Source organism: Actinokineospora sp. NPDC004072 (genome assembly GCF_053604195.1).
Genome location: NZ_JBSGHB010000010.1, coordinates 353 through 23355, shown reverse-complemented (window position 1 = coordinate 23355; position 23003 = coordinate 353). Strand labels below are relative to the sequence as shown.

Genomic DNA, 23003 nt, shown 5'->3' with positions numbered 1-23003 from the left:
CGTGATCGGCAGGCCAGGGGGCTTCACCTGCGGAGCGCAGGGACGGACCACTACCCCGCCGTGCGGATGGAGGTCTGGGACGGCGAGCCCGCCCATGACTCGGCCTTTCGCGGCGAGCAGCGCCGCATCGACAGCCCGCTGCGGTGGGCTGCCTCGGCGATCGAGTAGGTCACGGGGCGACGGTTGGGGCTGGAGCGCGCACCGGGTCAAGCCGCTCGTGCGCCGTTCATCCGGCGGTGGGGGGCATTCGGCGCGAAAGATATTCGTGGTGTTGCCCGTCACACCGGGCGGGGGCAATAGTGAATGAATGTCCCGGAAACGATTTCGGAAAGCGTTGGCCGCCACCGCGCTCGTCATGGCGGCCCTGGCCATTCCCGCCCAGGCAGCCCCTGCTAGCTGCGCAAACGGCTATGTCGCACTCACCTTCGACGACGGACCGAATCCCGCGACCACGCTTCGGCTGCTCGCGGCGCTGGACGCGGCGGGCGTCCGCGCGACATTCTTCACCGTCGGACGCAACATCGACGCGAATCCGCAACTCCAGCGGATCACCGCCGATGCGGGCATGTGGATCGGCAACCACTCCTACACCCACCCCGACCTGACGGCGCTGCCCCGGCAGGAGGCGTTCGCCGAGCTGGTGAAGACGCAGGTCGCCACCATCCGGGCGATCCGGCAGCGGCCGACGCTGTTCCGCCCGCCCTACGGCGCGACCGACGACGGGGTCCGGGCGGTGGCGCGGCGGCTGGGGATGACCGAGGTGCTGTGGACGGTCGACTCGCGCGACTGGGCGGGCGTGCCCGTCGAGGAGATCCGGTCGCGCGCGGCCGCGCTGGGCCCGGGCGGGATCATCCTGCTGCACGACGGCATCCAGAACACCATCGACGCGGTGCCGCTGATCGTGTCCGACCTGGCCGAGCGCGGCCTGTGCGCGGGCCGGATCGCGGTGCGCGGCGGCCATCCGGTGGCGGTGGCACCGTGAGGCGGCTGGTCGCCGCGGTGACGGCCGCGCTGGCGGTGGCACCGTGAGGCGGCTGGTCGCCGCGGTCACGGCGGCCCTGGCGGCGGCTGCCCTGGTGGTCGCCGCACCGGGCGCGCAGGCGGCGGTGCTGGTGGAGGTGACCTCCTTCGGCCCCAACCCGAGCAACCTGCGGATGCACCTGTACGTGCCGGACTCGGTGCGCCAGCGGCCCGCGGTGCTGGTCGCCTCGCACTACTGCACCGGAACCGGCCCGGCCTTCCACTCCGGCACCGAGTTCGCCCGGCTGGCCGACCAGCACGGCTTCATCGTGATCTACCCGTCGGCCAACCGCAGCGGCAACTGCTTCGACGTGTCCTCCCGGGCCACGCTGACCCGCGACGGCGGCGGCGACTCGCAGGGGATCGTGTCGATGGTGCGGCACGTCATCTCCCGCTACGGCGCGGACGCCGCCCGCGTCTACGCCACGGGTGTGTCGTCCGGGGCGATGATGACCAACGTGCTGCTGGGCGCCTACCCGGACGTGTTCGCCGGTGGCGTCGCGTTCGCGGGCGTGCCGTTCGGGTGCTTCGCCACCGCCGACGGGTCGTCGTGGAACAGCCAGTGCGCGCAGGGCCAGCTCATCCGGACCGCCCAGCAGTGGGGCGACCTGGTGCGCGCGGCCCACCCGGGCTACACCGGCCCGCGGCCGCGCATGCAGCTGTGGCACGGCACCGCCGACGACACGCTGCGGTACCCGAACCTCGGCGAGGAGATCAAGCAGTGGACCGACGTCCACGGCCTCTCCCAGACGCCGACCTCGACGGACCACCCGGCGACGGGCTGGACCCGCACGCGGTACGCCGACAAGGTCGAGGCGATCAGCATGCAGGGCACCGGGCACAACCTGCTGTCCAGCGGGATGGCGGCGCGCGCCCTGGAGTTCCTGGGTCTGACCAGCGGTCCGCCGCCGGTCACCACCACCACGGCCGCCGGTTCGGGCTGCACGGTGACGTATGCGATGACGACGTGGAACAACGGGTTCACCGCGTCGGTCACCGTATCGAGCACGACGCCGGTCAACGGGTGGACGCTGGCGTTCACGCTGCCGCCCGGCCAGGCGGTGACCAGCGCGTGGAACGCGACCGTCGCGCCGAGCAGCGGGGCGGTGCAGGCGCGCAACGTGCAGTGGAACGGGTCGATCCCGGCAGGCGGGTCGGCGTCCTTCGGGTTCCAGGCGACGCACAGCGGCAACACCGCCCAGCCGTCCTCGTTCGCCCTGAACGGCACGCCCTGCGGCTAGCCCTTGGGCAGCGCCCACGCCCGCAGGCGCTCGGCGACCTCGCGCACCTCGACCGCGCCGCGCCCGACCTCCCGCACGAGGTCGAGCGCGGCGTCGGTGCCGGCGTCGATCCAGTAGCCGTTGAGGTCGCACATGGTCACCGCGGCGACCCAGCCCAGCCGCCAGTTCCCCTCGGCCAGCGGCCGGGTCCGCACCACGGAGTCGAGCAGCGCCGCGGCCTTGAGCCACAGCGAGTCGTAGGCCTCCACGCCGAGCACGGTCGCCCGCGGCCGGTGCGCCGCGGAGTCGAGCAGCCCCAGATCCCGCACGACCAGGTCGCCCCCGGTCACCGCGGCGGCCAAGACCAGCAGGTCGCCAGCGTCGAGGTAGGCGGTCAAACCGTGCCGATCCGGTCCAGCAGGGTGCGGTAGCGCGGCAGGACCCGGCCCAGGACCTCGCCGAGCTGCTCCTCCTTCTGCATCCTGGCCCAGCGCTCGTTGAGCGCCAGCCGCAGGACCTCCTGCTTGGACCGCCCCTCGGCGGCGGCCAGCTCGTCGAGGCGCGCGTTCTCCTCGTCGGTCAGCCGCAAGGTCATGGCCATGCGAGGGATGGTACCACCGTGATACCAGCTCAGACCCGTCCGGCGACGTCCTCGGCGACCTTCACCGCACTGGGGCAGAGATCCCCGCCGGAGCCGTCCATCGTCCCGTACATGACCATGTAGCCCTGGTTGGGCGCGGTGCGCACGTAGACGTCGCACGCCTTCTCCTGGCCGTTGGTCAGCTGCGCGGCCGGGAAGCCGCCGATGGTGCTGCTCACCCGGTCGGGGGCGCCCCGCACCTCCACCAGCGGGTCGTGGTCGCCGATGAGCCGCAGCATCACCTTCCGCTTGGCCCCGGGATCGATCCACATGCAGACCGCGACCCCGCGGTTCTGGCCTGCGGTGGTGATCCCCACGCCTGCGAGCACGTCCTTCCCGACCAGCTCGCACCCCTTGCCGACGTAGCCGGTGATGTCGGCGGTGGTCTCCGGCGCGGCGGTCGTCGTCTCCGCGGTGGTGGTCGTGGTGGTCGGCTCTGCGGTGGTCGTGGGCGGAGCCGCCTGCTCACCTGAGGTGGAGCAACCCGCGAGAACGACCAGAGCACCAAGAGCAACAGCAGCCTTACGCTCACCGCACCGTACCCCGCCAGCGCGCCGCGTTCACCCGGCCCGCACCCGCGCAGCCAACCCCTCAGCGACCTCCCACGCACCCCCACACGCATCCACCACCTGATCGAGCGCCCCGTACAGCACCTTGAACCCCTGCCCCGGCGCCGTCCTGACCCAGATCTCGCACACCATGTCCGGCTCCAGCGCGATCAACACCCCGGCGAACCCCCCGACCACGACATCCCGCTGCCCCCCGCGCCCCTGCACCTGCTCAAGCGGATCCCCACCAGGCTTAACCGAAACACTCAACCCAATCCCCGACGCCCCATCCTCTTCCCACGTGCACGACCGCTCCCCATCCCCGGTATACGCAAACCCCTCCACCCCAACCCCCCAACGCTCCCGCACACCCTTATCCACAAGCGCGCACGGCTCGATACCCATCAATGGATCAACGAACGCAGCCTCGGCCACCGTTGTAGGAACGGTCGTCGTAGCAACCGGCCGAGGAATTTCCTTCTCAACCTGACTGCACCCGGTCAGCAATACCACCAACACCAGAAATACCTTCATCCCCGCACCTTCGCAGCAATCCCTTCGGCCACCAACCTGACTCCCCCGCAGGGATCAGCAACACTCCCGTCCGCCGCCCCGAACCCCACGACGAGTCCCTGCCGCGGCCTCGTCTCCACGTGGAACTGGCAGTACTTCTCCCGATCCCCCGGCCGGATCTGCGCAGCGAACCCGCCCACATCGACGCTCTCCACCCCAGAACCGCCCCGCACCGAACCCAACGGATCCCCCGCACTCACCACCGCCACCCACAACCCCACCCCCAGCGCCCCACCCTGCTCCCAATCACACGCCTTCCCCCCGGGATACTGGGCCGAGAACCCCTCCACCTCCACCCCGAGCCGCCGCAGCACATCACGATCAACCAAGCCGCAGGGATCGTCGACGAACGTCGCCATGTCCACGGCGGCCGTGACCGGGGCGGTCGTCGGGGGTGACGGGACCGGCTCGTCGGGCGGCGAGCACGCCGCAGCGAGGACCAGAGCCCCGATCAGGGCTGCGGAACCCTTCCGGCACAGCATCGCGCTCACCCCTCCCGCACCCGGGCGGCAAGGGACTCGGCCACCTTCCGCGCACCCCCGCAGGCGTCGAGCACCCGGTCCAGCGCCCCGTACACCACGCTGAACCCCTGATCCGGCGCGGTCTGCACGTAGACGTCGCACACGTGCTCCCCAGCCAGCTCGATCGCCGGAAACCCGCCCACCTCCCCCGCCAGCGCCCCCCGTTGACCGCGCACCCCCGCCAACGGGTCCACCTCGGCCTCCACGCTCACCCCGAGCCCAACCCCCGCCATCCCCTCCCGCTCCCACCGGCACACCCACGCCCCGCGCTCGGTGTAGGGAACACCGGCCACATCAACACCCAACTCCCGCCGCATGGCCTGGTCCACCAGCTCGCAAGGAGCCCCCACCAGCAGCGGCGCCACCCCTGCCACCGGAGGCGGCGCACTCCCCGACGGCGGACTCGGCACCGGCCCCTCAGCCTCCCCCGCACCACATCCGGTCAGCACAACCAGCACCAGCAGTCCAACCGCCCTCATACCGCCCCCAACCGCCTACTCACCACGCTGTGCGGGTTCGGGGCCTGCGCCTGCTCCACCAGCGGCCCGAACCGCTCGACCGGCCGATAGCCGCTGGCGAACACCTCGTACCGGAAGTCCGGGCTGGACGGGCGGTAGGACGCGGGCAGCGGCTCCAACAACGCCACCGGCGTCTCCACCATCGACCCCGCCTCCCGCCTCACCCACCCCTCGATCTGCCCCAGCGCTTCGGCGAAGTCCTCGCGCAACGCCTGCCTGCCCGCGAGGTAGCCCTCCACCACCTGGGGTGCGCCCGACTGCTTCAGATTGATCTCCAGCTCCGCCGCGACCACGCTGACCGCCGTCTGGATGCCGCTCTTGGCGAGCGCGGCCGGGTTGTTCCCGAACAGGTCGATGACCCCGTTGACCAAGGTCGACACCCGTTTGGTGTCCGCTTCGGCGGTGCGCACCTCCTGGGCGGCCATCTCCTGCTCGCAGGCCCGGACCGCCCCCTCGGCGAGCTCCAGGTAGTTGCGGCGGGCCCGGACGGCGACCGCGAGCATCATCCCCAGCGCCAGCAGCGCCCGCTCCACGAAGGCGGCGTGCCCGACGAGGAACTTCTCGATGAAGACCATCTGGTCGTGGAAGCGGTCGGCGGCCTCGCCTGTCCAGTTGGTGGCCAGCCAGGTGGCGGCTTGGGCGAGGTCGGCGTCCGCCTGGTCGTTGGCGGCCAGGGAGCGCCAGACGGCCAGCATCCGGTCGGCTTCGTCGATGATCTTCTGCGGGTCGAGGGCGGCGAAGTCGGCGGCGTCGAGGACGACGGAGTCGACCAGGGTTCGGTCGTGGTCGGGGCCGAAGGTGCCCACCGGGCCCAGGCCCGCGGCCAGGTACATCTCCACGATCTTCTCGCCGAGCCGCAGGGCTGCGAGGCCGAGGTCGGTGTCGCTCACCCACGCGGCCCCGCTCACCGGCCGTCCGCCTTCCGGTAGCTGGCGATGATCTCGCCGAGGACCTGCGCGGTGTCGTCGATGCGCTGGCCGCCGAGCCACAGGCGCGTGCCGAGGATGTCGGTGAACTCCGCGTACGCGCGCTGCATCGGGTCGGCGGCGGCGAACTCGCCAGGGCCTGCGAGTCCTTCGTGCGTCGTCACCACCCGGTGCTGGGCGCGCACGGCGTCCGCCAGGCTGGGCAGCACCTCATTCGCCACGGGGGCGAGCTGGTCCAGGTGCGCCTCGAATGAACTGGTCATCTTTCCTCCCCTGGCCCGAGACGGGAGGAGTGATCAGGCGGTTCCGCGGGTCACCCGAAGGGTGGAGCTAAACGGCTCCGTACTGGCGGTCACCGGCGTCGCCGAGGCCGGGGACGATGAAGCCGGAATCGTTGAGGCGTTCGTCGATGCTGGCGGTGATCAGGCGGACGGGGAGGCCGGATTCCTGGAGGTGTTGGACGCCCTCGGGGGCCGCCAGGACGCAAATCGCGGTGACGTCGGTGGCGCCCCTCTCCACCAGGAGGCGAATTGTGTGGGCCATTGAGCCGCCGGTTGCCAGCATGGGGTCGAGGACGAATACGGGGCGGTTGGCGAGGGATTCCGGGAGGGATTCCATGTACGGGGTCGGCTGGAGGGTGGTTTCGTCGCGGGCCAGGCCGACGAAGCCCATCTGGGCTTCGGGGATCAGGCGGTGGGCCTGGTCGGCCATGCCGAGGCCCGCGCGCAGGACCGGGACGAGGAGCGGGGGGTTGGCCAGCCAGTGGCCGTCGGTGCGGGCGACGGGGGTGTGGATGCGCTCGGTGCGCAGCGGGGCGTCGCGGGTGGCCTCGTAGACCAGCATGACCGTCAGCTCGTGCAGGGCGGCGCGGAAGGTGGCGTTGTCGGTGCGGGCGTCGCGCATCACGGTGAGGCGGGACTTGGCCAGGGGGTGGTCGACTGTGCGGACGTCCATTCGCCGGAATCTAGTCGCGGACGGCGATGACCGCGAACATGGTCACGGACATGAAGAAGTCGCCCGCCGCCGCGCCCGCGCGCAGGTCGGCGAGGAAGGCGTCGCGCTGGGGCTCGGTGATGGCTCCGCGGGCGACGGTGGCGGCCAGGGCGGTGCCCAGCAGGTCGGTGTCGACCTCGGGCTGGACCAGGGCCGCCGAACCGATGTCGACCACGCGCAGGCCCGCCGCGGTGAGCTGGCCGGGCAGCCGCCGGGCGGCGTGCGGGTTGGCGCTGAAGCGCAGCATCGTCGCCATGAGGGCGGCGGCCACCTCGGGGTCGCCGGGGTGGGTGATGGCGGTGGCCCAGTCGCTGTCGAGGACCGCGGTCCGCCCACCCGGGCGCAGCACGCGGGCGATCTCGGCGGCGGCCTGCGCGGGCGACGCGAGGTGCTGGAAGACGCGCTCGCAGCGCACCGCGTCGAAGCTGGCGTCGGGGAAGGGCAGGTGGTGGGCGTCGCCCTCGACGAAGTGGTCGCCGTGCCTGCCCGCGGCCACCGAACGCATGCCCGGGTTGGGTTCCACGCCCACGGCGTCGGCCCCGGCGGCCCGCAGGGCGGCGACCTCCGAGCCGGTGCCCGAGCCCACGTCGAGGACCCGATCGCCGGGGCGCACGGCCAGCGCCTGCTGGGCCCAGGCCCGCAGCCGCACCACGCCCGCCATCGCGGCCTGCCGGTCGAGCACCGCGACCAGCCGGGCGAGGTCGGCGTCATCGATCCGGTCCGCGCGGAACGAGGGGGGCTGCGCCATGCCTCACTGTAGGCTCACCCACGTGAGCGATCTGCCCGCCGTTCCCGGTCCCCATGAGATGCGCGCGTCCAACGCCGACCGGGAGCGCTTCGCGAAGATCCTGCACGACGCGATGGCCGAAGGCAGGCTGACGGTCGGCGAGCTGGAGGAGCGCCTGGACCGGGTGTACGCGGCCAAGACCTTCGGCGACCTGGAACCGCTGGTGCGCGACCTGCCCGGCACCCACGTGCGGCCCGCGCCCGCCGCCGTGCCGGTCTCGCCGCGCATCGGCGGCCGGGGGACCTCCTCCAGCGCCGTCGCCATCATGTCCGGGTCCGAGCGCAACGGCCCGTGGACGATCCCGCCCACCTTCAGCGCCGTGGCGATCATGGGCGGGGTCGAGATCGACCTCGAGCACGCCAGCTTCGAGGCCCAGGAGACCGTCATCCAGGCGTTCGCCCTGATGGGCGGGGTCGAGGTGCGGGTGCCCGAGGGCATCACGGTGCACGTGACCGGCGGCGGGTTCATGGGCGGCTTCGAGAACAAGGTCTACACCCAGGGCCCGCCCGGCGCGCCCGTCGTGCGGGTCACCGGGTTCGCCATGATGGGCGGGGTCGAGGTCAAGCCGTGCCGCAAGCCGAAGAAGCGCAAGCGCGACGACGTCGCCGAGATCGAGGACTGACGCCTTGCGCTACGCGCCGGTAACGGCGGCCTAGACTCGTCGGCATGGCCGACCTCGTGACCAGCCCCCCGCCGGAGTTCGTCGACGCGACCCGCGACGACACGGCGCTGCGGCGCTTCCTGCACGGCTTGCCGGGCGTCGACCAGGTCGGGGTGGAGCAGCGCGCCGCCGGGCTGGCCACGCGCAGCATCAAGAAGGCCAGCAAGCTCTGGGCCATCGACACCGCCATCAGCATGGTCGACCTGACCACCCTCGAAGGCGCCGACACCGCGGGCAAGGTGCGCTCGCTGTGCGCCAAGGCCCGCAGGCCCGACCCCGAGTTCCCGGACGTGCCGCAGGTCGGCGCGGTCTGCGTCTACCCGGACATGGCGGCCACCGCCGTCGAGGCGCTGGCGGGCTCGGGCATCGGCGTGGCCAGCGTCGCCACCGCCTTCCCGTCCGGCCGCTCCAGCCTGGCCATCAAGCTGGAGGACACCCGCATGGCCGTGGCCGCGGGCGCGACCGAGATCGACATGGTGATCGACCGGGGGGCCTTCCTCTCCGGGCGCTACCTGGCGGTCTTCGAGGAGATCACCGCCGTCAAGGCCGCCTGCGGGGACGCCCACCTCAAGGTCATCCTGGAGACCGGGGAGCTGGCCACCTACGACAACGTCCGCCGCGCGTCCTGGCTGGCGCTGCTGGCGGGCGGCGACTTCATCAAGACCTCGACCGGCAAGGTGTCCCCCGCCGCGACGCTGCCGGTCACCCACGTGATGCTGCAGGCCGTCCACGACTGGCACGCCGCCACCGGCCAGCACCGGGGCGTCAAGCCCGCGGGCGGCATCCGCACCACCAAGGACGCCATCCGGTACCTGGTCGCCGTGCACGAGGTGGCAGGCCCGGCGTGGCTCGACCCGCGCCTGTTCCGCTTCGGCGCGTCCAGCCTGCTCAACGACCTGCTGATGCAGCGGCGCACCCAGCTGACCGGCCACTACAGCGGCCCCGACTACGTGACGGTGGACTGAGATGACCTGGGACTACGCGCCCGCGCCCGAGTCGCGGGCGATCGCGAACCTCAAGCCGAGCTACCGGATGTTCGTCGACGGGCAGTTCGTCGACGGCGAGGGTGAGCCGCTGAAGTCGGTCAACCCGGCCACCGAGGAGGTGCTGGCCGAGGTCGCCACCGCCAGCGCCGCGGATGTGGACCGCGCGGTGAAGGCGGCGCGGCGCGCCTACGACAAGGTCTGGGGCCGCATGCCCGGGGCCGAGCGGGCCAAGTACATCTACCGGATCGCCCGGATGATCGCCGAGCGGGCGCGCGAGCTGGCCGTGCTGGAGAGCCTGGACAACGGCAAGCCGATCAAGGAGTCCCGCGACGTCGACGTGCCCACCGCGTCGGCGCACTTCTTCTACCACGCGGGCTGGGCCGACAAGCTCGACTACGCGGGCTACGGCCCCGCGCCCCGGCCGCTGGGCGTCGCGGGCCAGGTCATCCCGTGGAACTTCCCGCTGCTGATGGCCGCCTGGAAGATCGCGCCCGCGCTGGCCTGCGGGAACACCGTGGTGCTCAAGCCAGCCGAGACCACCCCGCTGACCGCGCTGGTGCTCGCCGAGATCATCCAGCAGGCCGAGCTGCCCCCCGGCGTGGTCAACATCCTGCCCGGGGCCGGGGACACCGGCGCCGCGCTGGTCAACCACCCCGGCGTCGACAAGGTGGCGTTCACCGGGTCGACCGAGGTCGGCAAGGTCATCCAGCGGTCGCTGGCGGGCACGGGCAAGAAGCTGACGCTGGAGCTGGGCGGCAAGGCGGCCAACGTGGTCTTCGACGACGCCCCGCTCGACCAGGCGGTCGAGGGCATCGTCAACGGGATCTTCTTCAACCAGGGCCACGTCTGCTGCGCCGGGTCGCGGCTGCTGGTGCAGGAGTCGGTGGCCGACGAGCTGCTGGCCAAGCTGCGCACCCGGGTGGCCACCCTGCGCGTGGGCGACCCCCTGGACAAGAACACCGACATCGGCGCGATCAACTCCGCCGCGCAGCTGGCCAAGATCGAGGAGCTGGTCGCCTCCGGGGAGGCCGAGGGCGCCCAGCGCTGGACCTCGCCGTGCCCGGTGCCGGACAAGGGGTTCTTCTTCGCCCCGACGGTGTTCGCGGGCGTCAGCCAGGCCATGCGGATCGCCCGGGAGGAGATCTTCGGGCCGGTGCTGTCCGTGCTCACCTTCCGCACCCCGGACGAGGCCGTGGCCAAGGCCAACAACACCCCCTACGGGCTCAGCGCGGGCATCTGGACGGAGAAGGGCTCGCGCATCCTGTGGATGGCCGACCGCATGCGCGCGGGCGTGGTGTGGGCCAACACGTTCAACCGGTTCGACCCGACCGCGCCGTTCGGCGGGTACCAGGAGTCGGGCTTCGGCCGCGAGGGCGGCCGCGCGGGTCTGGAGGCGTACCTCGATGTCTGATCGGCTCACGGTGTCCAAGACGTACAAGCTCTACCTGGGCGGGGCGTTCCCGCGCTCGGAGTCGGGGCGGACCTACCCGGTGGCCGACGCCCGGGGCCGGTTCCTGGCCAACGCGGCGCAGGCCTCGCGCAAGGACCTGCGGGAGGCGGTCGTCGCCGCGCGGGGCGCGTTCGGGAAGTGGTCGCGGGCCACGGCCTACAACCGGGGGCAGGTGCTCTACCGGGTCGCCGAGGTGCTGGAGGGCAGGCGCGAGCAGTTCTGCGCCGAGGTCGCCGCGGGCGAGGGCGTGCCTGCCAAGCGCGCGTCCGCGCTGGTGGACGCGGCCATCGACCGCTGGGTCTGGTACGCGGGCTGGACCGACAAGGTCGCCGCCGTGCTGGGGTCGGCCAACCCGGTGGCGGGGCCGTACTTCTCGTTCTCGGTGCCCGAGCCAACGGGCGTGGTGGGCGTGCTGGCGCCGCAGGGGTCGTCCCTGCTGGGGCTGGTCAGCGTGCTCGCGCCGGTGCTGGCCACGGGCAACACCGCGGTCGTGGTGACCAGCCAGGACCGGCCGCTGCCCGCGATCACCCTCGGCGAGGTGCTGGCGACCTCGGACGTGCCGGGCGGGGTGGTCAACCTGCTGACCGGGCACACCGCCGAGCTGGCCCCCTGGCTGGCCGCGCACGCCGACGTCAACGCCATCGACCTGGTGGGCACCGACCCGGAGCAGCGCGCCGAGCTGGAGCGGGCGGCGGCGGGGACGGTCAAGCGGGTGCTGCGCGCGGCCGAGCCGGACTGGACCGCCGAGCCCGGGATCACCCGGCTGCGCGCGTTCCTGGAAACCAAGACCGTCTGGCACCCCATGGGTGTCTAATCCGAGGGAGCCTGCGAGCTGGGGCGTGCGTCGAACCGCACGACCAGAGGGGAGTCGCTGATGGGCCAGTCGGATGTCGGGGGGTACTACGGCGAGGAGGACGCCTTCCACGCCTACACCGCGGGGCTGCGGCCGCTGGCCGACGAGCTGCGCGGGAGCGCGGACGGGCTGGACGTCGCCGACGGCGCCTTCTCCAAGATCGGTGACGAGGTGGGCCTGACCGCGGCGCTGCGGGCGGCCGGGGAGCGCCAGGCGGGCGGGGTGCGCGGCCTGGCCGACGCCTACGGCGGGATCGCCGACGCGGTGGCCAACACCTGGACCAACTTCGAGTCCGTCGAGGACGACGAGGCCCGCAACCTGCGCCGCGCGGCAGGTGGGGCATGACCGCGCGCGACCTGCTGGAGCCGCTGGTCCAGCCCGCCGCCACCGCCCAGCGCCACCTGGCCACCGACGACGCCGCGATCGACCGGGTGGGCGCCCGGCACGGCACCATCGCGTCCACTGTGGACACGGTTGGGTACGACGCCGACCGCCGCGCCGCCGCGCTGCGCACCGGCTGGACCGGCCAGGGCGCGGTCCGCCACCAGGAGGACGTGGCCCTCCAGTCCTCGACCAGCCGCGCGCTGTCGACCTACAGCGCCGACGTGCAGGCCGCGGTGCGCGAGGCGGGCGAGATCCTCAAGGTCGGCCAGCGGACCAACCAGGCCCAGATCGACGAGTTCAACCGCAAGGCCGCCGAGCTGCTCTCGGCCGCGGCCGCGCTGCGCCAGGCCGGGGACACCGCGGGGGCGCAGCGCAAGCTGGCCGAGCTGACCCGCTACGCCGCCCAGCTCACCGGCGACACGGCGACCAACCTGGAGGGCGTGATGACCCGCCTGGGGGCGGTCGTCACCAAGCTGACCGGGGACACCGGGACGACGGCGGCCTCGTCGGCGGCCACGCAGGCCCCGCCCGCCGCCTACAACGACCGCTCCGGTGCGGGCGGTGGAGGCGGCGGGGGCGGTGGCGGTGGCTACTCCGGCGGCGGGGGCGGCGGGGTCGTCACCAAGCGGCGGCTGCCGGTGGCCATCCCGCCGCAGCCGGGCACCGGGGTCAAGATCAACCTGCCGGACGGCAGCGTGGTCGAGGCCCCGAACGAGACCGCCGCCCGCGCGGTGCGGGCCGCGCTCACCCAGCTCGGGGTGCCCTACGTCTGGGGCGGGACCGCCCCGGGGGTGGGGCTGGACTGCTCCGGGCTGACCCAGTTCGCCTACGGCGAGGGCGGCCTGGAGATCCCGCGCACCTCCCGGGAGCAGGACATCGGCGCCGAGGTCCCCTCGGCCGACCAACTGCTGCCCGGCGACCTCATCTGCTGGGAGGGCCACGTGGCGATGTACATCGGCAACGGGCAGATCATCGAGGCGGGCGACCCGGTGCAGATCGGGCCGCTGCGCACGACCAACGCCGGGATGCCGTTCGTCGGCTTCTACCGGCCCACCGGGTGAGCGCCCGCGTCGCCGCCGTCTGCCGCGACGGCGAGCACCGGTTCAGCAAGGCGGTGGTCCCGGAGATCACGCTGCTGGCGGGCCTCGGCGTCGAGGGCGACGCGCACGCCGGGGTGACCGTGCGGCACCGGTCCCGGGTGGCCGCCGACCCGACCCAGCCCAACCTGCGCCAGGTCCACCTCACCCCGGCCGAGCTGTTCGACGAGGTGGCCGCCGCCGGGTTCGCCGTCGAGCCCGGCGAGCTGGGCGAGAACATCACCACGCGCGGGATCGACCTGCTGGCCCTGCCCACCGGCGCGCTGCTGCGCATCGGCGGCGACGCCGTGGTCGAGGTGACCGGGCTGCGCAACCCGTGCGCCCAGATCGACGGCTTCCAGCCCGGCCTGCTCAAGCAGGTCGTGCGCCGCGAGGGCGGCCGGGTGGTGCGCAAGGCGGGGATCATGGGCGTGGTCCGCGAGGGCGGCCGGGTCGAGCCGGGGGACGGGATCCGGGTCGAGCTGCCGCCGCTGCCGCACGTCCCGCTCGAACGGGTCTGACCGGGCGGTCACCGGGCGTAGGGTTGGCGCGTGGACATCGACATCGACCGCGAGCTGGACTCGGTGGCCGGGAAGGTCGAGCGGACCAGGGCGCAGGCGCAGGGCCGGGTGGGGCCGGTGAGCGGGCGGGCCACCAACGGGGACGTGACCGTCGAGGTCAAGCCGGGCGGGCTGCCCACCGGGATCACCATCTCCCCCCGCGCCCTGGCGATGGGCGCCGACGCGGTGGCCGCGCAGGTCATGGCCGTGGCCGCGCACGCCACCCGGCGCGCGGGCGGGGCGATGCACGCCGCGCTCGCCCCGGTGCTCGGCCCCGGGGGCGAGAAGCACCTCATCGACCTGGGCTACGAGCCCCTCGACGAGGACGACGACACCGACTACGACGACCCCCTGGGCAGGCGATGACCGGCCGCGAACCCGTCGAGCGCAGCACGCGCCGGCTCATCGAGGACAGCCGGGCCCGCCAGGAGGCCCTGGCCAACGTGGAGAAGGTGCTGGCCGAGGTCACCGGCACCGCCTACGACCACTACCAGACGGTGCGCGTCACCGTGGACGGCCGCGGCCGGATGCTGGAGCTGTGGCTGCGCCCCGACGCCGTGCGCTGGGGCCCGGACCTCGGCGGGCTCATCGTGCAGGTGGCCCACGCGGCGATGGCCAACGCGACCCAGGCGGGCTACAACCGGCTGGCCCCGCTGCTCGGCGACGACCTCACCCGGGCCGTCGAGCTGATCTCCGGCCACGCCGCCCCCGCCCGCCGCGGCGAGCGGCCGAGCATCACCGCCGAGGAGTTCCAGCGCAGGCGCGACGCCCGGCTCGCCGACCAGCGCGGACCCCACCAGCAGGCCGGGGCGGACGACGACGGCGACGACCCGCTGTCCCTGGACCTGTCGTTCCTGCGCTCCGACCGCTGAGAAACCGGGTGGGAGGCTAGCTGCGCCCGTGTGATCCTTACCCCGTAGGCTGCCGACGCACCCGAGCGCTGCCCGACCAGGAGGACCTGCGATGGCTCAGGACATCGTCCCCATTGAGCTGGGGTTGCCCAAGGGCGACCTCGTCACCCTGTGGGCCCCGCGCTGGCGGGAGGACGGCGAGGAGTGGGAGGCCTTCCTCGGCCACGACGAGGACCTCTACGCCTTCCCCGACACCGCCCACCTGGCCGCCTTCGTGCGCACCGCGGAGGACCACGACCTCATCGACCACCCGGCGTGGAACCACGTGCCCGCGCTCAGCGTGGCCGAGCTGATGCCCGCCGACGCCCACCAGTACGACCTGGTCGGCGTGCCCGAGCTGGTCGCCGAGGAGCCGGACACCTGGACCATCGGCGAGCTGGCCGAGATCGTGTCCATCATCCGGTCGCTCGCCGACGTGTGCGAGCTGGACGAGGTGCACGAGATCCTCGACTCCGCCGACGGCTTCGCCGTGCTCGACCAGGGCACCTACCCGTTCACCGGGCGCGACGGCGAGCGGCTGTGGAACGACCTGGCCAAGACCGTCGTGGACAAGTGGGACGACCTGCTCGACGCGCTCGACGAGGTGGTCACCGTCCCCGAGGTCGCCGGGCCGGAGCTGGACAAGGCCGCCGCCGAGCTGGCCGCCTTCCAGGCCGAGCAGGAGGCCGAGGCCGAGGAGGCCGACGACGAGGCCGCCGAGGCCGAGGACGACGCGCCGGTCGGCTTCTGGGCCGAGGTCGGCATCGACCCGATCAAGATCATCACCGACGGGTCGGAGTACTACACGCTGCGCTGCTACCTCGACGACAAGCCGATCTTCCTCGGCGCCGACGGCAAGATCGAGGTCACCACCTCGGCGCGGGCGCTGGCCAAGCACCTGGCCGTCGGCGACTTCGCCGACAACGACCTGGCCAAGGTCTCCACCTGGGCCGAGGTCGCCGCCAAGGCCAACGAGGGCGAGCTGGAGATCGAGGTCGACGAGGACAACACCTACGTGCTGCAGGGCCTGGCCGACGACCTCGGCGACGGCATGGACGCCGTCGACCCCGTGCAGCTCGACCTGGCGGTCGAGCTGCTCACCGACGCCGCGGAGTGGGCCGGGGACGACAGCGTCAACGCCGCGCTCAACCAGTCCGAGAGCCTGGGCTGGCTGGTCTCCTTCATCCTGGCCCCGGACCCGACCCGGCTCGCCCCCAGCGCGCCGTTCGACGCCGAGTCCGCGGCCTGGGCGAAGCTGGTCCAGGACTTCGAGGACCGCCTCGTCACCCGATGAGGGCGGCGTACCCGGGCTTGATCACGGTGTTGATGACCTCCAGGCGCTCCTCGAAGTCGATGAACGCCGACTTCATCGCGTTCACCGTGAACCACTGCAGGTCCGCCCAGCCGTAGCCGAAGGCGTCGACCAGCGCGGCCATCTCGCTGGAGACCGTGCAGCCGCTCATGAGGCGGTTGTCGGTGTTGACCGTGACCCGGAAGCGCAGCCGGGCCAGTAGTCCGATCGGGTGGTCTTCGATGGTCGTCGCCGCGCCGGTCTGGATGTTGGAGGTCGGGCACATCTCCAGCGGGATGCGCCGGTCGCGGACGTAGGCGGCCAGCCTGCCCAGGTGCGCCCGGCCGTCGCCGTCGATCTTGATGTCGTCCACGATGCGCACGCCGTGGCCCAGCCGCTCGGCGCCGCAGTGCTGGATGGCCTCCCAGATCGACGGCAGCCCGAACGCCTCACCTGCGTGGATGGTGAAGTGCGCGTTCTGCTGGCGCAGGTACTCGAAGGCGTCGAGGTTGCGGGTGGGCGGGAAGCCCGCCTCCGGGCCCGCGATGTCGAAGCCGACCACGCCCGCGTCGCGGTAGCGCACGGCCAGCTCGGCGATCTCCAGCGAGCGGGCGTTCTGTCGCATCGCGCACAGCAGCGTGCCCACGCGGATCACCCGGCCCGCGGCGGCGGCGCGGCGCTCGCCCTCGCGGAAGCCCGCCTGCACGGCCTCCACGATCGCGTCGAGGCCCAGCCCCGCCTCGGTGAACAGCTCGGGGGCGTAGCGCACCTCGGCGTAGACCACGCCGTCGGCCGCCAGGTCCTCGACGCACTCGGCGGCGACCCGGACCAGGGCGTCCTCGGTCTGCATGACCCCGCAGGTGTGGGCGAACCCCTCCAGGTAGCGCACCAGCGAGCCGGAGTCGGCCGACTCCCGGAACCAGGCGCCCAGGGCGGCGGCGTCGTCGTGCGGCAGGCCGCGGTAGCCGCCCGCGTCGGCGAGCTCCAGGACGGTGGCGGGGCGCAGGCCGCCGTCGAGGTGGTCGTGCAGCAGGACCTTGGGCGCTCGGCGGATCGTGTCCGGGGTGAGGGGGGTCGACATGGCCATACGGTACTCACGTCCGCGGCCACCCGTTCGGGTAATGGGCCACCTACCGGCAGTCGCGGCTCGGTCCGCCGATCGGCCCAACACCGCGTGTTATGAATACATCAACAGCAACGGGTGGTGTAAGAGCGGCTTCCGGCAGTGGTTAGGCTCGCACCCGTCTCCACATCCCCTCCCCCAGGACGAAGGTCACCTCCGTGAACGAAAACAACCACACGGTGTCGTTCGACCGGATGCGCAACATGCTCACGCGCGCGGCCGAGATCCGTGAGAGCGAACAGCAGCAGATCTTCGACGCCCTGGACGAGATCCACGCGCGCCTGTCGCCGCTGGAGTCCATCGGGGCGGTGCGCAAGCGCCTGTCGGAGATGCCGGACCGCTCCGAGACCGCCGTGCTGGCCGAGCGGCTGGACGCCGCGCTGCGCAAGCTGGAGGCCCAGGACACCGCGATCGCGGCGCTGACCCGCGCGGTCGAGGGGATCGTGGACAAGCTCGCCACGCCGTTCGCCCAGCTCGACGGGCGGCTGGACGGGGTGGCCGGGCGCTTCGAGGGCGTCGCCGGGCGGATGGACGGCCTGGAGGACAAGCTGGCCAACATCCACCGCCGCATCGACGAGCTGGACCACCACCTCGACAAGCAGGACGGCAAGCTCGACGCGCTGCCGGGCAACGTCCACGGCCCGGTCCGCGAGCGCGTGGAGATCATGGAGACCGCGCTGCGCGGGCGGCTGGACGAGGTCGACGAGGGCGTGCACGAGCACCTCGACGGCACCAAGGACGCGCTGGCCCGCCAGATCGCCGAGACCGCGGACGCGGTGTCGGGCAAGGTCGCGGGGTCGGCGGAGTCGGTGACCGCGCGGGTGTCCGACGCCCAGGCGAAGGTGTCCGAGGCCGTCGGCGCGGCGGGTGACTCCCTGCACGCCAAGCTCGACGCCGCGGCGACCGCCCTGGCCGAGACGCGCGCGGCGCTGGGCGAGACCGGCACTTCCGTGCACGGCAAGCTGGACGAGGCGACGGCGGCGCTGCGCGATGCGCTGCGGGAGACCCAGGAGACCGTCGACGCCAGCGACCGGCTGGAGGGCCTGGCCGAGCGCCTGGAGAAGGTCACCGCCCGCCTGGACGAGATGGCCACCCGCCTCGACGCGGTGGAGGACGGCTTCGCCGGTCGCATCAGCGAGCTGAGCGGCGCGATCAAGTCCGAGTTCAGCAAGGTCGACGCGACCCTGACCAAGCAGCCGGACGCCACGTCGGTGGAGTCGCTGGTCCGCAGGAGCAACGAGGAGTCCGTGCGCCGCATCGGCGGCCACCTGGACGAGGCGATGGCCACCTTCGCCGAGCTCATGCTCGGCGGCGGCCAGCCCACCCCGCCCCCGCCGACCACCCTCCCCCGGCAGAACCCGCGCAGGCGCACCAACGGCGCCAAGCCCACCAAGGCCATCGAGAAGCGCGAGGACGACACCGAGGACAACGACGTCGCCGCAGGCGCGTAACCACGGACGACCGCGAGGCCGCACCCCGATCGGGGTGCGGCCTCGCGCCGTTTCCGGCGGCTCTCCCGCGCTCGGGCGCGGCAAGGCTCAGGCGGGGGCCGGGGCGGGCTTGGGGGCCGGGACGGTGCGCAGGGCTCGGTAGGCGGGGACGACCAGGAGGAGGACGATCACGCCGCCCGCGATGGCCGTGGCCGTCATGCCGCTGACGAAGGCCTCCTTGGCGTTGGCCAGCAGGGCGGCCCCGTCCGGGACCGCGGCGGCGACGGCGACGGCGCCGCCGAGGGTGTCCTGGGCGGTGGCGGCGGCGTCGGCGGGCAGGTCGGCGACGGCGGGGGCCATCGCGCGGTGGTAGACGGCCGCGCCGACGGTGCCGAGGACGGCCATGCCGAGCGCGCCGCCGAGTTCGCTGCCGGTCTCGGCGATGGCCGACGCGGAGCCGACGTGCGTCTCCGGGACCGTGGACAGGATGCGGTCGCCGGTGAGCATGGTGGTCATCAGCACGCCCGCGCCGACCAGGCCGGAGGCGGCCAGGACCAGCCAGAGCCCGGTGTCGACGCCGACCGCGGCCATGATCGCGAAGCCGACGACCAGCACCAGCAGCCCGCTGGCGACCAGCGGGGCCAGCCGCATCCGCTGGGACAGCACGCCCGCCACCGCCATGCCGACGCCGATGACCGGCATGACCGACAGCGACCACAGGGCCGCCTCGAACGGGCGCATGTCGAGCACGACCTGGAGGTACTGGTTGGTGAACAGCGACGCGCCGATGAAGCAGAACATCGCAACGAGGTTGATCCCGACCGAGGCGCCGAAGGTGCGCTCGCGGAACAGGGCGATGTCCAGCACCGGGTTGGGGAAGCGCCGCAGGTGGCCGATGAACACCGCGATCATGGCCAGGCCCGCGACGAGCGCGACCACCGGCAGGACGGCGAAGCCCTCCACGGCGATCTTCTTCATCCCGTAGACCACCGCGAGCATGGCGACCACCGACAGCACCGCGCCGAAGTAGTCGAACCGGCCGCGGACCTGCCCGCGCGACTCCGGCAGCAGCATCGGGCCGAGCACGAGCAGCAGGGCCATCGCGGGCAGGTTGATGAGGAACGCCGAGCCCCACCAGAAGAACTCCAGCAGCAGCCCGCCGACGATCGGGCCGAGGAATGCGCCGGTGGTCAGGCCCGCCGTCCACACCGCGATGGCGGCCTTGCGCTTGCCGTCGTCGGGGAACAGGGTCTTGATCAGCGACAGGGTGGACGGCATCAGCGTCGCACCCGCCACGCCCAGCAGGGCGCGGGCCAGGATCAGCAGTTCGGCCGTCGGGGCGAAGGCGGCGGCCGTGGACGCCGCGCTGAACGCCGCGGCGCCGATGAACAGCAGCTTGCGGCGGCCGATGCGGTCGCCGATGGCCCCCATCGTGATGAGCCCGCCCGCGAGCGTGAAGCCGTAGGCGTCCATGATCCACAGCTGCTCCGGGCCGCTGGGCCCGAGGTCGGCGCTGATGAACGGCAGCGCGAAGAACAGCACGCTCAGGTCCATCGAGATCAGCAGGCAGGGCAGGACGAGCACGGCGAGGCCCGCCCAGGCGCGTCGGTCTGACATCAGGTGCAATCCCCTCTAACTGCGTATGACATACGCACTATTGCGTAGGTTATACGCAGAAGTAGGATGGTCGTCAACCACGTCGAGCGGGAGACGATGACCGAGCTACCGAGCTACATGGCCGCTGCCTGGGGGAAGCAGGGGCGGCCCAACCGCGGACCGAAGCCCGCTTTGAGCCTGGAGCGCATCGTCGCCGCGGGCATCGCGCTCGCCGACGCCGAGGGCCTGCCCGCGGTGTCGATGAGCCGGGTCGCGGCGGCGGCGGGCGCCAAGCCGATGTCGCTGTACCGCTACGTCCAGTCCAAGGACGACCTGCTCCTGCTGATGATCGACCAGGCGGGCGGGCCGCCCCCGCCGATCGACGCCCCGGACTGGCGCGGCGGGCTGACCCGGTGGGCGCAGGCGTACCTGGACCTGCTGCGCGCCCACCCGTGGATCGTGCGGGTGCCGATCCACCGGCCGCCGTCGACGCCGAACCAGCTGCGCTGGATGGAGGCGGGGATGCGGGCGATGCCCGGCTTCCCGCCCGAGCAGAAGGTCGGCGTCATCCTGCTGCTGAGCGGCTACGTGCGCAGCTACGCCATGCTGACCGCCGACGTCGCGGCAGCCAACGAGAACGAGCAGGCGATGATGACCGAGTACGGCGCCGTGCTGCGCGCGGTGGTCGACCCCGCGGAGTTCCCCGAGCTGACGGCGGTCGTGGCCGCGGGCGTGTTCGACTACAACCCCGACGAGCCCCCCGACTACGACTTCCACTTCGGCCTCGACCGCATCCTCGACGGCGTGGCCCAGATCCCCCGGTGAGTCAGCGCCTGCGCAGCTTCGCCCGCAGCGCCCGCCGGGCGACCGGCCCGAGGTCGTCGACCACCTCGACCAGCACGGCGAGGCGGTCCAGGGCGTCCAGCGCGGCCGCCGCGCCTTCGGCGTCCACCCCGTCGTAGAGCTCCAGCCCGATGAAGGACGCGCTGACCGCGCGCGCCAGCCCGGGGACGTCCAGCGCGGCGGCCACCGGCGACTCGGCCAGCAGGCGGGTGAGCGCTGCCTCGACGGGGGCGGTCCACAGCCGCAGCGCCTCGGCGGCCGCGGCGGCCAGGCGGGGATCGGCCTGCGCGCCCGCGAGCACCTGGGCCAGCACCATCACGTTGCCGTTTGCGCGCTCCTCGGCGTGCACGCTGCGCCCGAGGGCGAGCAGGCCGCGCAGGTCGCCAACCTGCTCAAGGCGCTCGGCGAAGGGCCGCACCCGCGCCTCGGTCGCAGCCAGGCAGGCGGCCTTGAGCAGATCGTGCACCGTGCCGAAGTGGTAGAAGACCAACGCCTGGTTGACCCCCGCCGCAGCCGCGATGGCCCGCGCGGTCGCACCCGCGAAGCCCTGGGCGCGGATGGTCTCGATGGTGCCGTCGATCAGGCGCTGGCGGGTGTCGGCCACCCCATCACCGTAGCTCCACCCTGGACAGACCCGGATGGGGCAGCCGCGGCGGCGCACCACCCGCGTGGAACTCGAAGTGCCACCACTCGTTGTCGTACACCCGGAAGAGCCCGAACCGCCCCCCGAACCGCTCCAACCACCGCGCCCCCTCCATGGGCCGCACATCAACCGCGGTCCCCGCCACATGCCGCGACTCAGCCGCAGGCAGCACCCGCCGCCGAGCCCCCGCGACGGACCCGCGCAGCCGCACCTCCGCGTCAAACAACCGCTCCTGCACCTGCGCGGTCCTGAACCCAGACGTGACGCCGATCAGCACCCCAGCCCGCCACAACGCCTGTGTGCGTGCGGCTGTGACCGCAACCCGGGTGGCGTGCGTCAACCCGTTGAGATCCTCGGCGGGATACCGCAACGCAAGCGCCCACCGCGCCGCCGTCTCCAACACCCGCCCCGGCGCAACCACCCAGGCAACCGGCACCAGGACAACAGCCACCCCCCGCGTAACCACCCGATACACCCAGTCCCGCAGTCGATCCGTCATGGCTCCCCCAAGCTTTTGAGCGGTTGCTCAAACGATAGCGGAGGTTTGAGCAGTCGCTCAAGTGCCGAGGACGCACAAGGTCGGCGGAGGTGAGAGGTGGGGCGAGGAGGGCCGGGACGGCGAAGGTGAGCGGTGAGGAAAGTGAATGGGCGAGGGTGGTCGGGGCGCGGGTGGCGGGGGCGGGGATGGCCTGGGGCGAGAAAGGTGAGGGCGAGGTGGCTGGGGTGGGGTGGTGGAGAGCGAGGAGGGTCGAGGGCCAGGGTGGTCGGGCGAGGAAGGCGGGGTGGGGGTGAGGGTGGTGGAGGGCGAGAAAGGTGGAGGACCAAGGCGGCCGGCGGTGAGGCAGTGGAAGCCAGGGCGGCGGAAGCCAGGACGGCAGGGGGGCACAGGTGGGCGGAGGGCCACGGCGGCGAAACAGGACGGCTGGGGGCGAGTGAGCGGCGAGCGTGGCGGGAGATGAGAGTGGCCAGGGGTGAGGAAGGTGAGGGCGAGGGTGGTGGCGGGGGGCAACGAAGGTGGACGGCCAAGGTGGCTGGGAGCGAGGAGGGTGGAAGGCCAAGGCTGCGGGAGGCCAGGGCCGCCGGGGCAAGGAAGGTGAGCGGTGAGGGTGGCGGCGGATGAGAGGGGTTGGAGACAAGGAAGGTGCGGGGGGCGGTGGCGAGGAGGGCGGAGGGCCAGGGCGATGGAGAGCGAGGGCGGTCGGGGGCGAGGATGGTGGAGAGCGAGGATGGCTGAGGCGGGCGGGAGTGGTCGGGGCGAGGGTGGTGGGAGAGCGAGGGCTGTCCGGGGCGAGGACGGTCGGGGCGGGGTAGCGGAGAACGAGGATGGCCGAGGGCGGGAGTGGTCGGGGCGAAGGTGGTGGGAGAGCGAGAGCCGTCCGGGGCGAGGACGGTCGGGGCGGGGTAGCGGAGAACGAGGATGGCCGAGGGCGGGAGTGGTTGGGGCGAAGGTGGTGGGAGAGCGAGAGCCGTT

At 72.8% G+C, this 23003-nt stretch carries 29 protein-coding genes; 14 read left to right on the top strand and 15 right to left on the bottom strand.

Going from position 1 to position 23003, the window contains the following annotated elements:
- Positions 1-50: 50 nt before the first annotated feature.
- Complete coding sequence (locus ACWEPX_RS16815) at positions 51-173, bottom strand: hypothetical protein (RefSeq protein WP_451898083.1); 123 nt, start codon at positions 171-173, stop codon at positions 51-53.
- A gap of 134 nt (positions 174-307) precedes the next feature.
- Here ACWEPX_RS16815 and ACWEPX_RS16810 point away from each other — a divergent pair, with 134 nt between their 5' ends.
- Both ACWEPX_RS16810 and ACWEPX_RS16805 read left to right on the top strand, forming a co-directional pair.
- A complete protein-coding gene (locus tag ACWEPX_RS16810) occupies positions 308-982 on the top strand; it encodes a polysaccharide deacetylase family protein (protein WP_451898082.1) in 675 nt (224 codons plus the stop codon).
- 43 nt (positions 983-1025) lie between these two features.
- Positions 1026-2261, top strand: coding sequence for an extracellular catalytic domain type 1 short-chain-length polyhydroxyalkanoate depolymerase (locus tag ACWEPX_RS16805; RefSeq protein WP_451898081.1), 1236 nt, complete (start codon positions 1026-1028; stop codon positions 2259-2261).
- Here ACWEPX_RS16805 and ACWEPX_RS16800 read toward each other — a convergent pair.
- The 10 genes from ACWEPX_RS16800 to ACWEPX_RS16755 form a co-directional block, all read right to left on the bottom strand.
- Positions 2258-2638 (bottom strand): type II toxin-antitoxin system death-on-curing family toxin, encoded by a 381-nt coding sequence (locus tag ACWEPX_RS16800; protein ID WP_451898080.1) that lies wholly within the window; start codon positions 2636-2638, stop codon positions 2258-2260. The genes ACWEPX_RS16805 and ACWEPX_RS16800 overlap by 4 nt on opposite strands.
- The gene (locus tag ACWEPX_RS16795; protein WP_451898079.1) at positions 2635-2841 is read right to left on the bottom strand and encodes a ribbon-helix-helix protein, CopG family; all 207 of its coding nucleotides are present in this window, start codon (positions 2839-2841) and stop codon (positions 2635-2637) included. Before ACWEPX_RS16795 ends, ACWEPX_RS16800 begins: the two co-directional genes overlap by 4 nt.
- A gap of 29 nt (positions 2842-2870) precedes the next feature.
- Positions 2871-3380, bottom strand: coding sequence for a DUF3558 family protein (locus tag ACWEPX_RS16790; protein WP_451898323.1), 510 nt, complete (start codon positions 3378-3380; stop codon positions 2871-2873).
- Between the two features lie 60 nt (positions 3381-3440).
- On the bottom strand, positions 3441-3962 hold the full coding sequence (locus ACWEPX_RS16785) for a DUF3558 family protein (protein ID WP_451898078.1): 522 nt from the start codon (positions 3960-3962) through the stop codon (positions 3441-3443).
- The gene (locus ACWEPX_RS16780; RefSeq protein ID WP_451898322.1) at positions 3959-4483 is read right to left on the bottom strand and encodes a DUF3558 family protein; all 525 of its coding nucleotides are present in this window, start codon (positions 4481-4483) and stop codon (positions 3959-3961) included. The genes ACWEPX_RS16785 and ACWEPX_RS16780 overlap by 4 nt, the downstream gene beginning before the upstream one ends.
- A 5-nt stretch (positions 4484-4488) precedes the next feature.
- Positions 4489-5001 carry a DUF3558 family protein gene (locus ACWEPX_RS16775; protein ID WP_451898077.1) on the bottom strand — a complete coding sequence of 171 codons (513 nt, stop codon included), beginning with the start codon at positions 4999-5001 and terminating at the stop codon, positions 4489-4491.
- Positions 4998-5930, bottom strand: a complete 933-nt coding sequence (locus ACWEPX_RS16770; protein WP_451898076.1) for a hypothetical protein — start codon at positions 5928-5930, stop codon at positions 4998-5000. Before ACWEPX_RS16770 ends, ACWEPX_RS16775 begins: the two co-directional genes overlap by 4 nt.
- Before the next feature lie 14 nt (positions 5931-5944).
- A complete protein-coding gene (locus ACWEPX_RS16765) occupies positions 5945-6229 on the bottom strand; it encodes a hypothetical protein (protein ID WP_451898075.1) in 285 nt (94 codons plus the stop codon).
- 67 nt (positions 6230-6296) lie between these two features.
- A complete protein-coding gene (upp, locus tag ACWEPX_RS16760) occupies positions 6297-6920 on the bottom strand; it encodes a uracil phosphoribosyltransferase (protein WP_451898074.1) in 624 nt (207 codons plus the stop codon).
- Positions 6921-6930: 10 nt separating this feature from the next.
- Positions 6931-7707: a methyltransferase domain-containing protein gene (locus ACWEPX_RS16755; RefSeq protein WP_451898073.1), complete on the bottom strand. Its 777-nt coding sequence runs from the start codon at positions 7705-7707 to the stop codon at positions 6931-6933.
- Between the two features lie 22 nt (positions 7708-7729).
- Between ACWEPX_RS16755 and ACWEPX_RS16750 the strand changes: the two genes are divergently transcribed.
- The 10 genes from ACWEPX_RS16750 (at position 7730) to ACWEPX_RS16705 (ending at position 15900) form a co-directional block, all read left to right on the top strand.
- Positions 7730-8368 (top strand): DUF1707 SHOCT-like domain-containing protein, encoded by a 639-nt coding sequence (locus tag ACWEPX_RS16750; RefSeq protein ID WP_451898072.1) that lies wholly within the window; start codon positions 7730-7732, stop codon positions 8366-8368.
- Between the two features lie 44 nt (positions 8369-8412).
- Positions 8413-9372, top strand: a complete 960-nt coding sequence (gene deoC / locus ACWEPX_RS16745; RefSeq protein ID WP_451898071.1) for a deoxyribose-phosphate aldolase — start codon at positions 8413-8415, stop codon at positions 9370-9372.
- Position 9373: 1 nt separating this feature from the next.
- Positions 9374-10804: an aldehyde dehydrogenase family protein gene (locus ACWEPX_RS16740; protein WP_451898070.1), complete on the top strand. Its 1431-nt coding sequence runs from the start codon at positions 9374-9376 to the stop codon at positions 10802-10804.
- Entirely contained in the window at positions 10797-11657 is an 861-nt protein-coding gene (locus ACWEPX_RS16735; RefSeq protein WP_451898069.1) for an aldehyde dehydrogenase family protein, read from the top strand. Before ACWEPX_RS16740 ends, ACWEPX_RS16735 begins: the two co-directional genes overlap by 8 nt.
- A gap of 60 nt (positions 11658-11717) precedes the next feature.
- On the top strand, positions 11718-12041 hold the full coding sequence (locus ACWEPX_RS16730) for a hypothetical protein (RefSeq protein WP_451898068.1): 324 nt from the start codon (positions 11718-11720) through the stop codon (positions 12039-12041).
- Entirely contained in the window at positions 12038-13141 is a 1104-nt protein-coding gene (locus ACWEPX_RS16725; protein ID WP_451898067.1) for a bifunctional WXG100 family type VII secretion target/C40 family peptidase, read from the top strand. Before ACWEPX_RS16730 ends, ACWEPX_RS16725 begins: the two co-directional genes overlap by 4 nt.
- Positions 13138-13677, top strand: a complete 540-nt coding sequence (locus ACWEPX_RS16720) for an MOSC domain-containing protein (RefSeq protein WP_451898066.1) — start codon at positions 13138-13140, stop codon at positions 13675-13677. The genes ACWEPX_RS16725 and ACWEPX_RS16720 overlap by 4 nt, the downstream gene beginning before the upstream one ends.
- Before the next feature lie 30 nt (positions 13678-13707).
- The gene (locus ACWEPX_RS16715; RefSeq protein ID WP_451898065.1) at positions 13708-14082 is read left to right on the top strand and encodes a YbaB/EbfC family nucleoid-associated protein; all 375 of its coding nucleotides are present in this window, start codon (positions 13708-13710) and stop codon (positions 14080-14082) included.
- Positions 14079-14588 carry a YbaB/EbfC family nucleoid-associated protein gene (locus ACWEPX_RS16710; protein WP_451898064.1) on the top strand — a complete coding sequence of 170 codons (510 nt, stop codon included), beginning with the start codon at positions 14079-14081 and terminating at the stop codon, positions 14586-14588. Before ACWEPX_RS16715 ends, ACWEPX_RS16710 begins: the two co-directional genes overlap by 4 nt.
- A 91-nt stretch (positions 14589-14679) precedes the next feature.
- On the top strand, positions 14680-15900 hold the full coding sequence (locus ACWEPX_RS16705) for a primosomal protein (protein WP_451898063.1): 1221 nt from the start codon (positions 14680-14682) through the stop codon (positions 15898-15900).
- Here the strand turns inward: ACWEPX_RS16705 and ACWEPX_RS16700 are convergent.
- Complete coding sequence (locus ACWEPX_RS16700) at positions 15890-16978, bottom strand: adenosine deaminase (RefSeq protein ID WP_451898062.1); 1089 nt, start codon at positions 16976-16978, stop codon at positions 15890-15892. The two genes, ACWEPX_RS16705 and ACWEPX_RS16700, sit on opposite strands and share 11 nt — an antisense overlap.
- Positions 16979-17214: 236 nt before the next feature.
- On the opposite strand from ACWEPX_RS16700, the gene ACWEPX_RS16695 reads away from it, so the two are divergent.
- The gene (locus tag ACWEPX_RS16695; RefSeq protein WP_451898321.1) at positions 17215-18471 is read left to right on the top strand and encodes a hypothetical protein; all 1257 of its coding nucleotides are present in this window, start codon (positions 17215-17217) and stop codon (positions 18469-18471) included.
- Positions 18472-18558: 87 nt separating this feature from the next.
- Here ACWEPX_RS16695 and ACWEPX_RS16690 read toward each other — a convergent pair whose 3' ends face one another.
- Positions 18559-20067: an MFS transporter gene (locus tag ACWEPX_RS16690; RefSeq protein ID WP_451898061.1), complete on the bottom strand. Its 1509-nt coding sequence runs from the start codon at positions 20065-20067 to the stop codon at positions 18559-18561.
- Between the two features lie 66 nt (positions 20068-20133).
- Here ACWEPX_RS16690 and ACWEPX_RS16685 point away from each other — a divergent pair, with 66 nt between their 5' ends.
- Positions 20134-20871: a TetR/AcrR family transcriptional regulator gene (locus tag ACWEPX_RS16685; protein WP_451898060.1), complete on the top strand. Its 738-nt coding sequence runs from the start codon at positions 20134-20136 to the stop codon at positions 20869-20871.
- A 1-nt stretch (position 20872) separates the two neighbouring features.
- Here ACWEPX_RS16685 and ACWEPX_RS16680 read toward each other — a convergent pair whose 3' ends face one another.
- Both ACWEPX_RS16680 and ACWEPX_RS16675 read right to left on the bottom strand, forming a co-directional pair.
- Positions 20873-21493, bottom strand: coding sequence for a TetR/AcrR family transcriptional regulator (locus tag ACWEPX_RS16680; protein WP_451898059.1), 621 nt, complete (start codon positions 21491-21493; stop codon positions 20873-20875).
- 4 nt (positions 21494-21497) lie between these two features.
- A complete protein-coding gene (locus ACWEPX_RS16675; protein ID WP_451898058.1) occupies positions 21498-22031 on the bottom strand; it encodes a D-alanyl-D-alanine carboxypeptidase family protein in 534 nt (177 codons plus the stop codon).
- Positions 22032-23003: the final 972 nt, after the last annotated feature.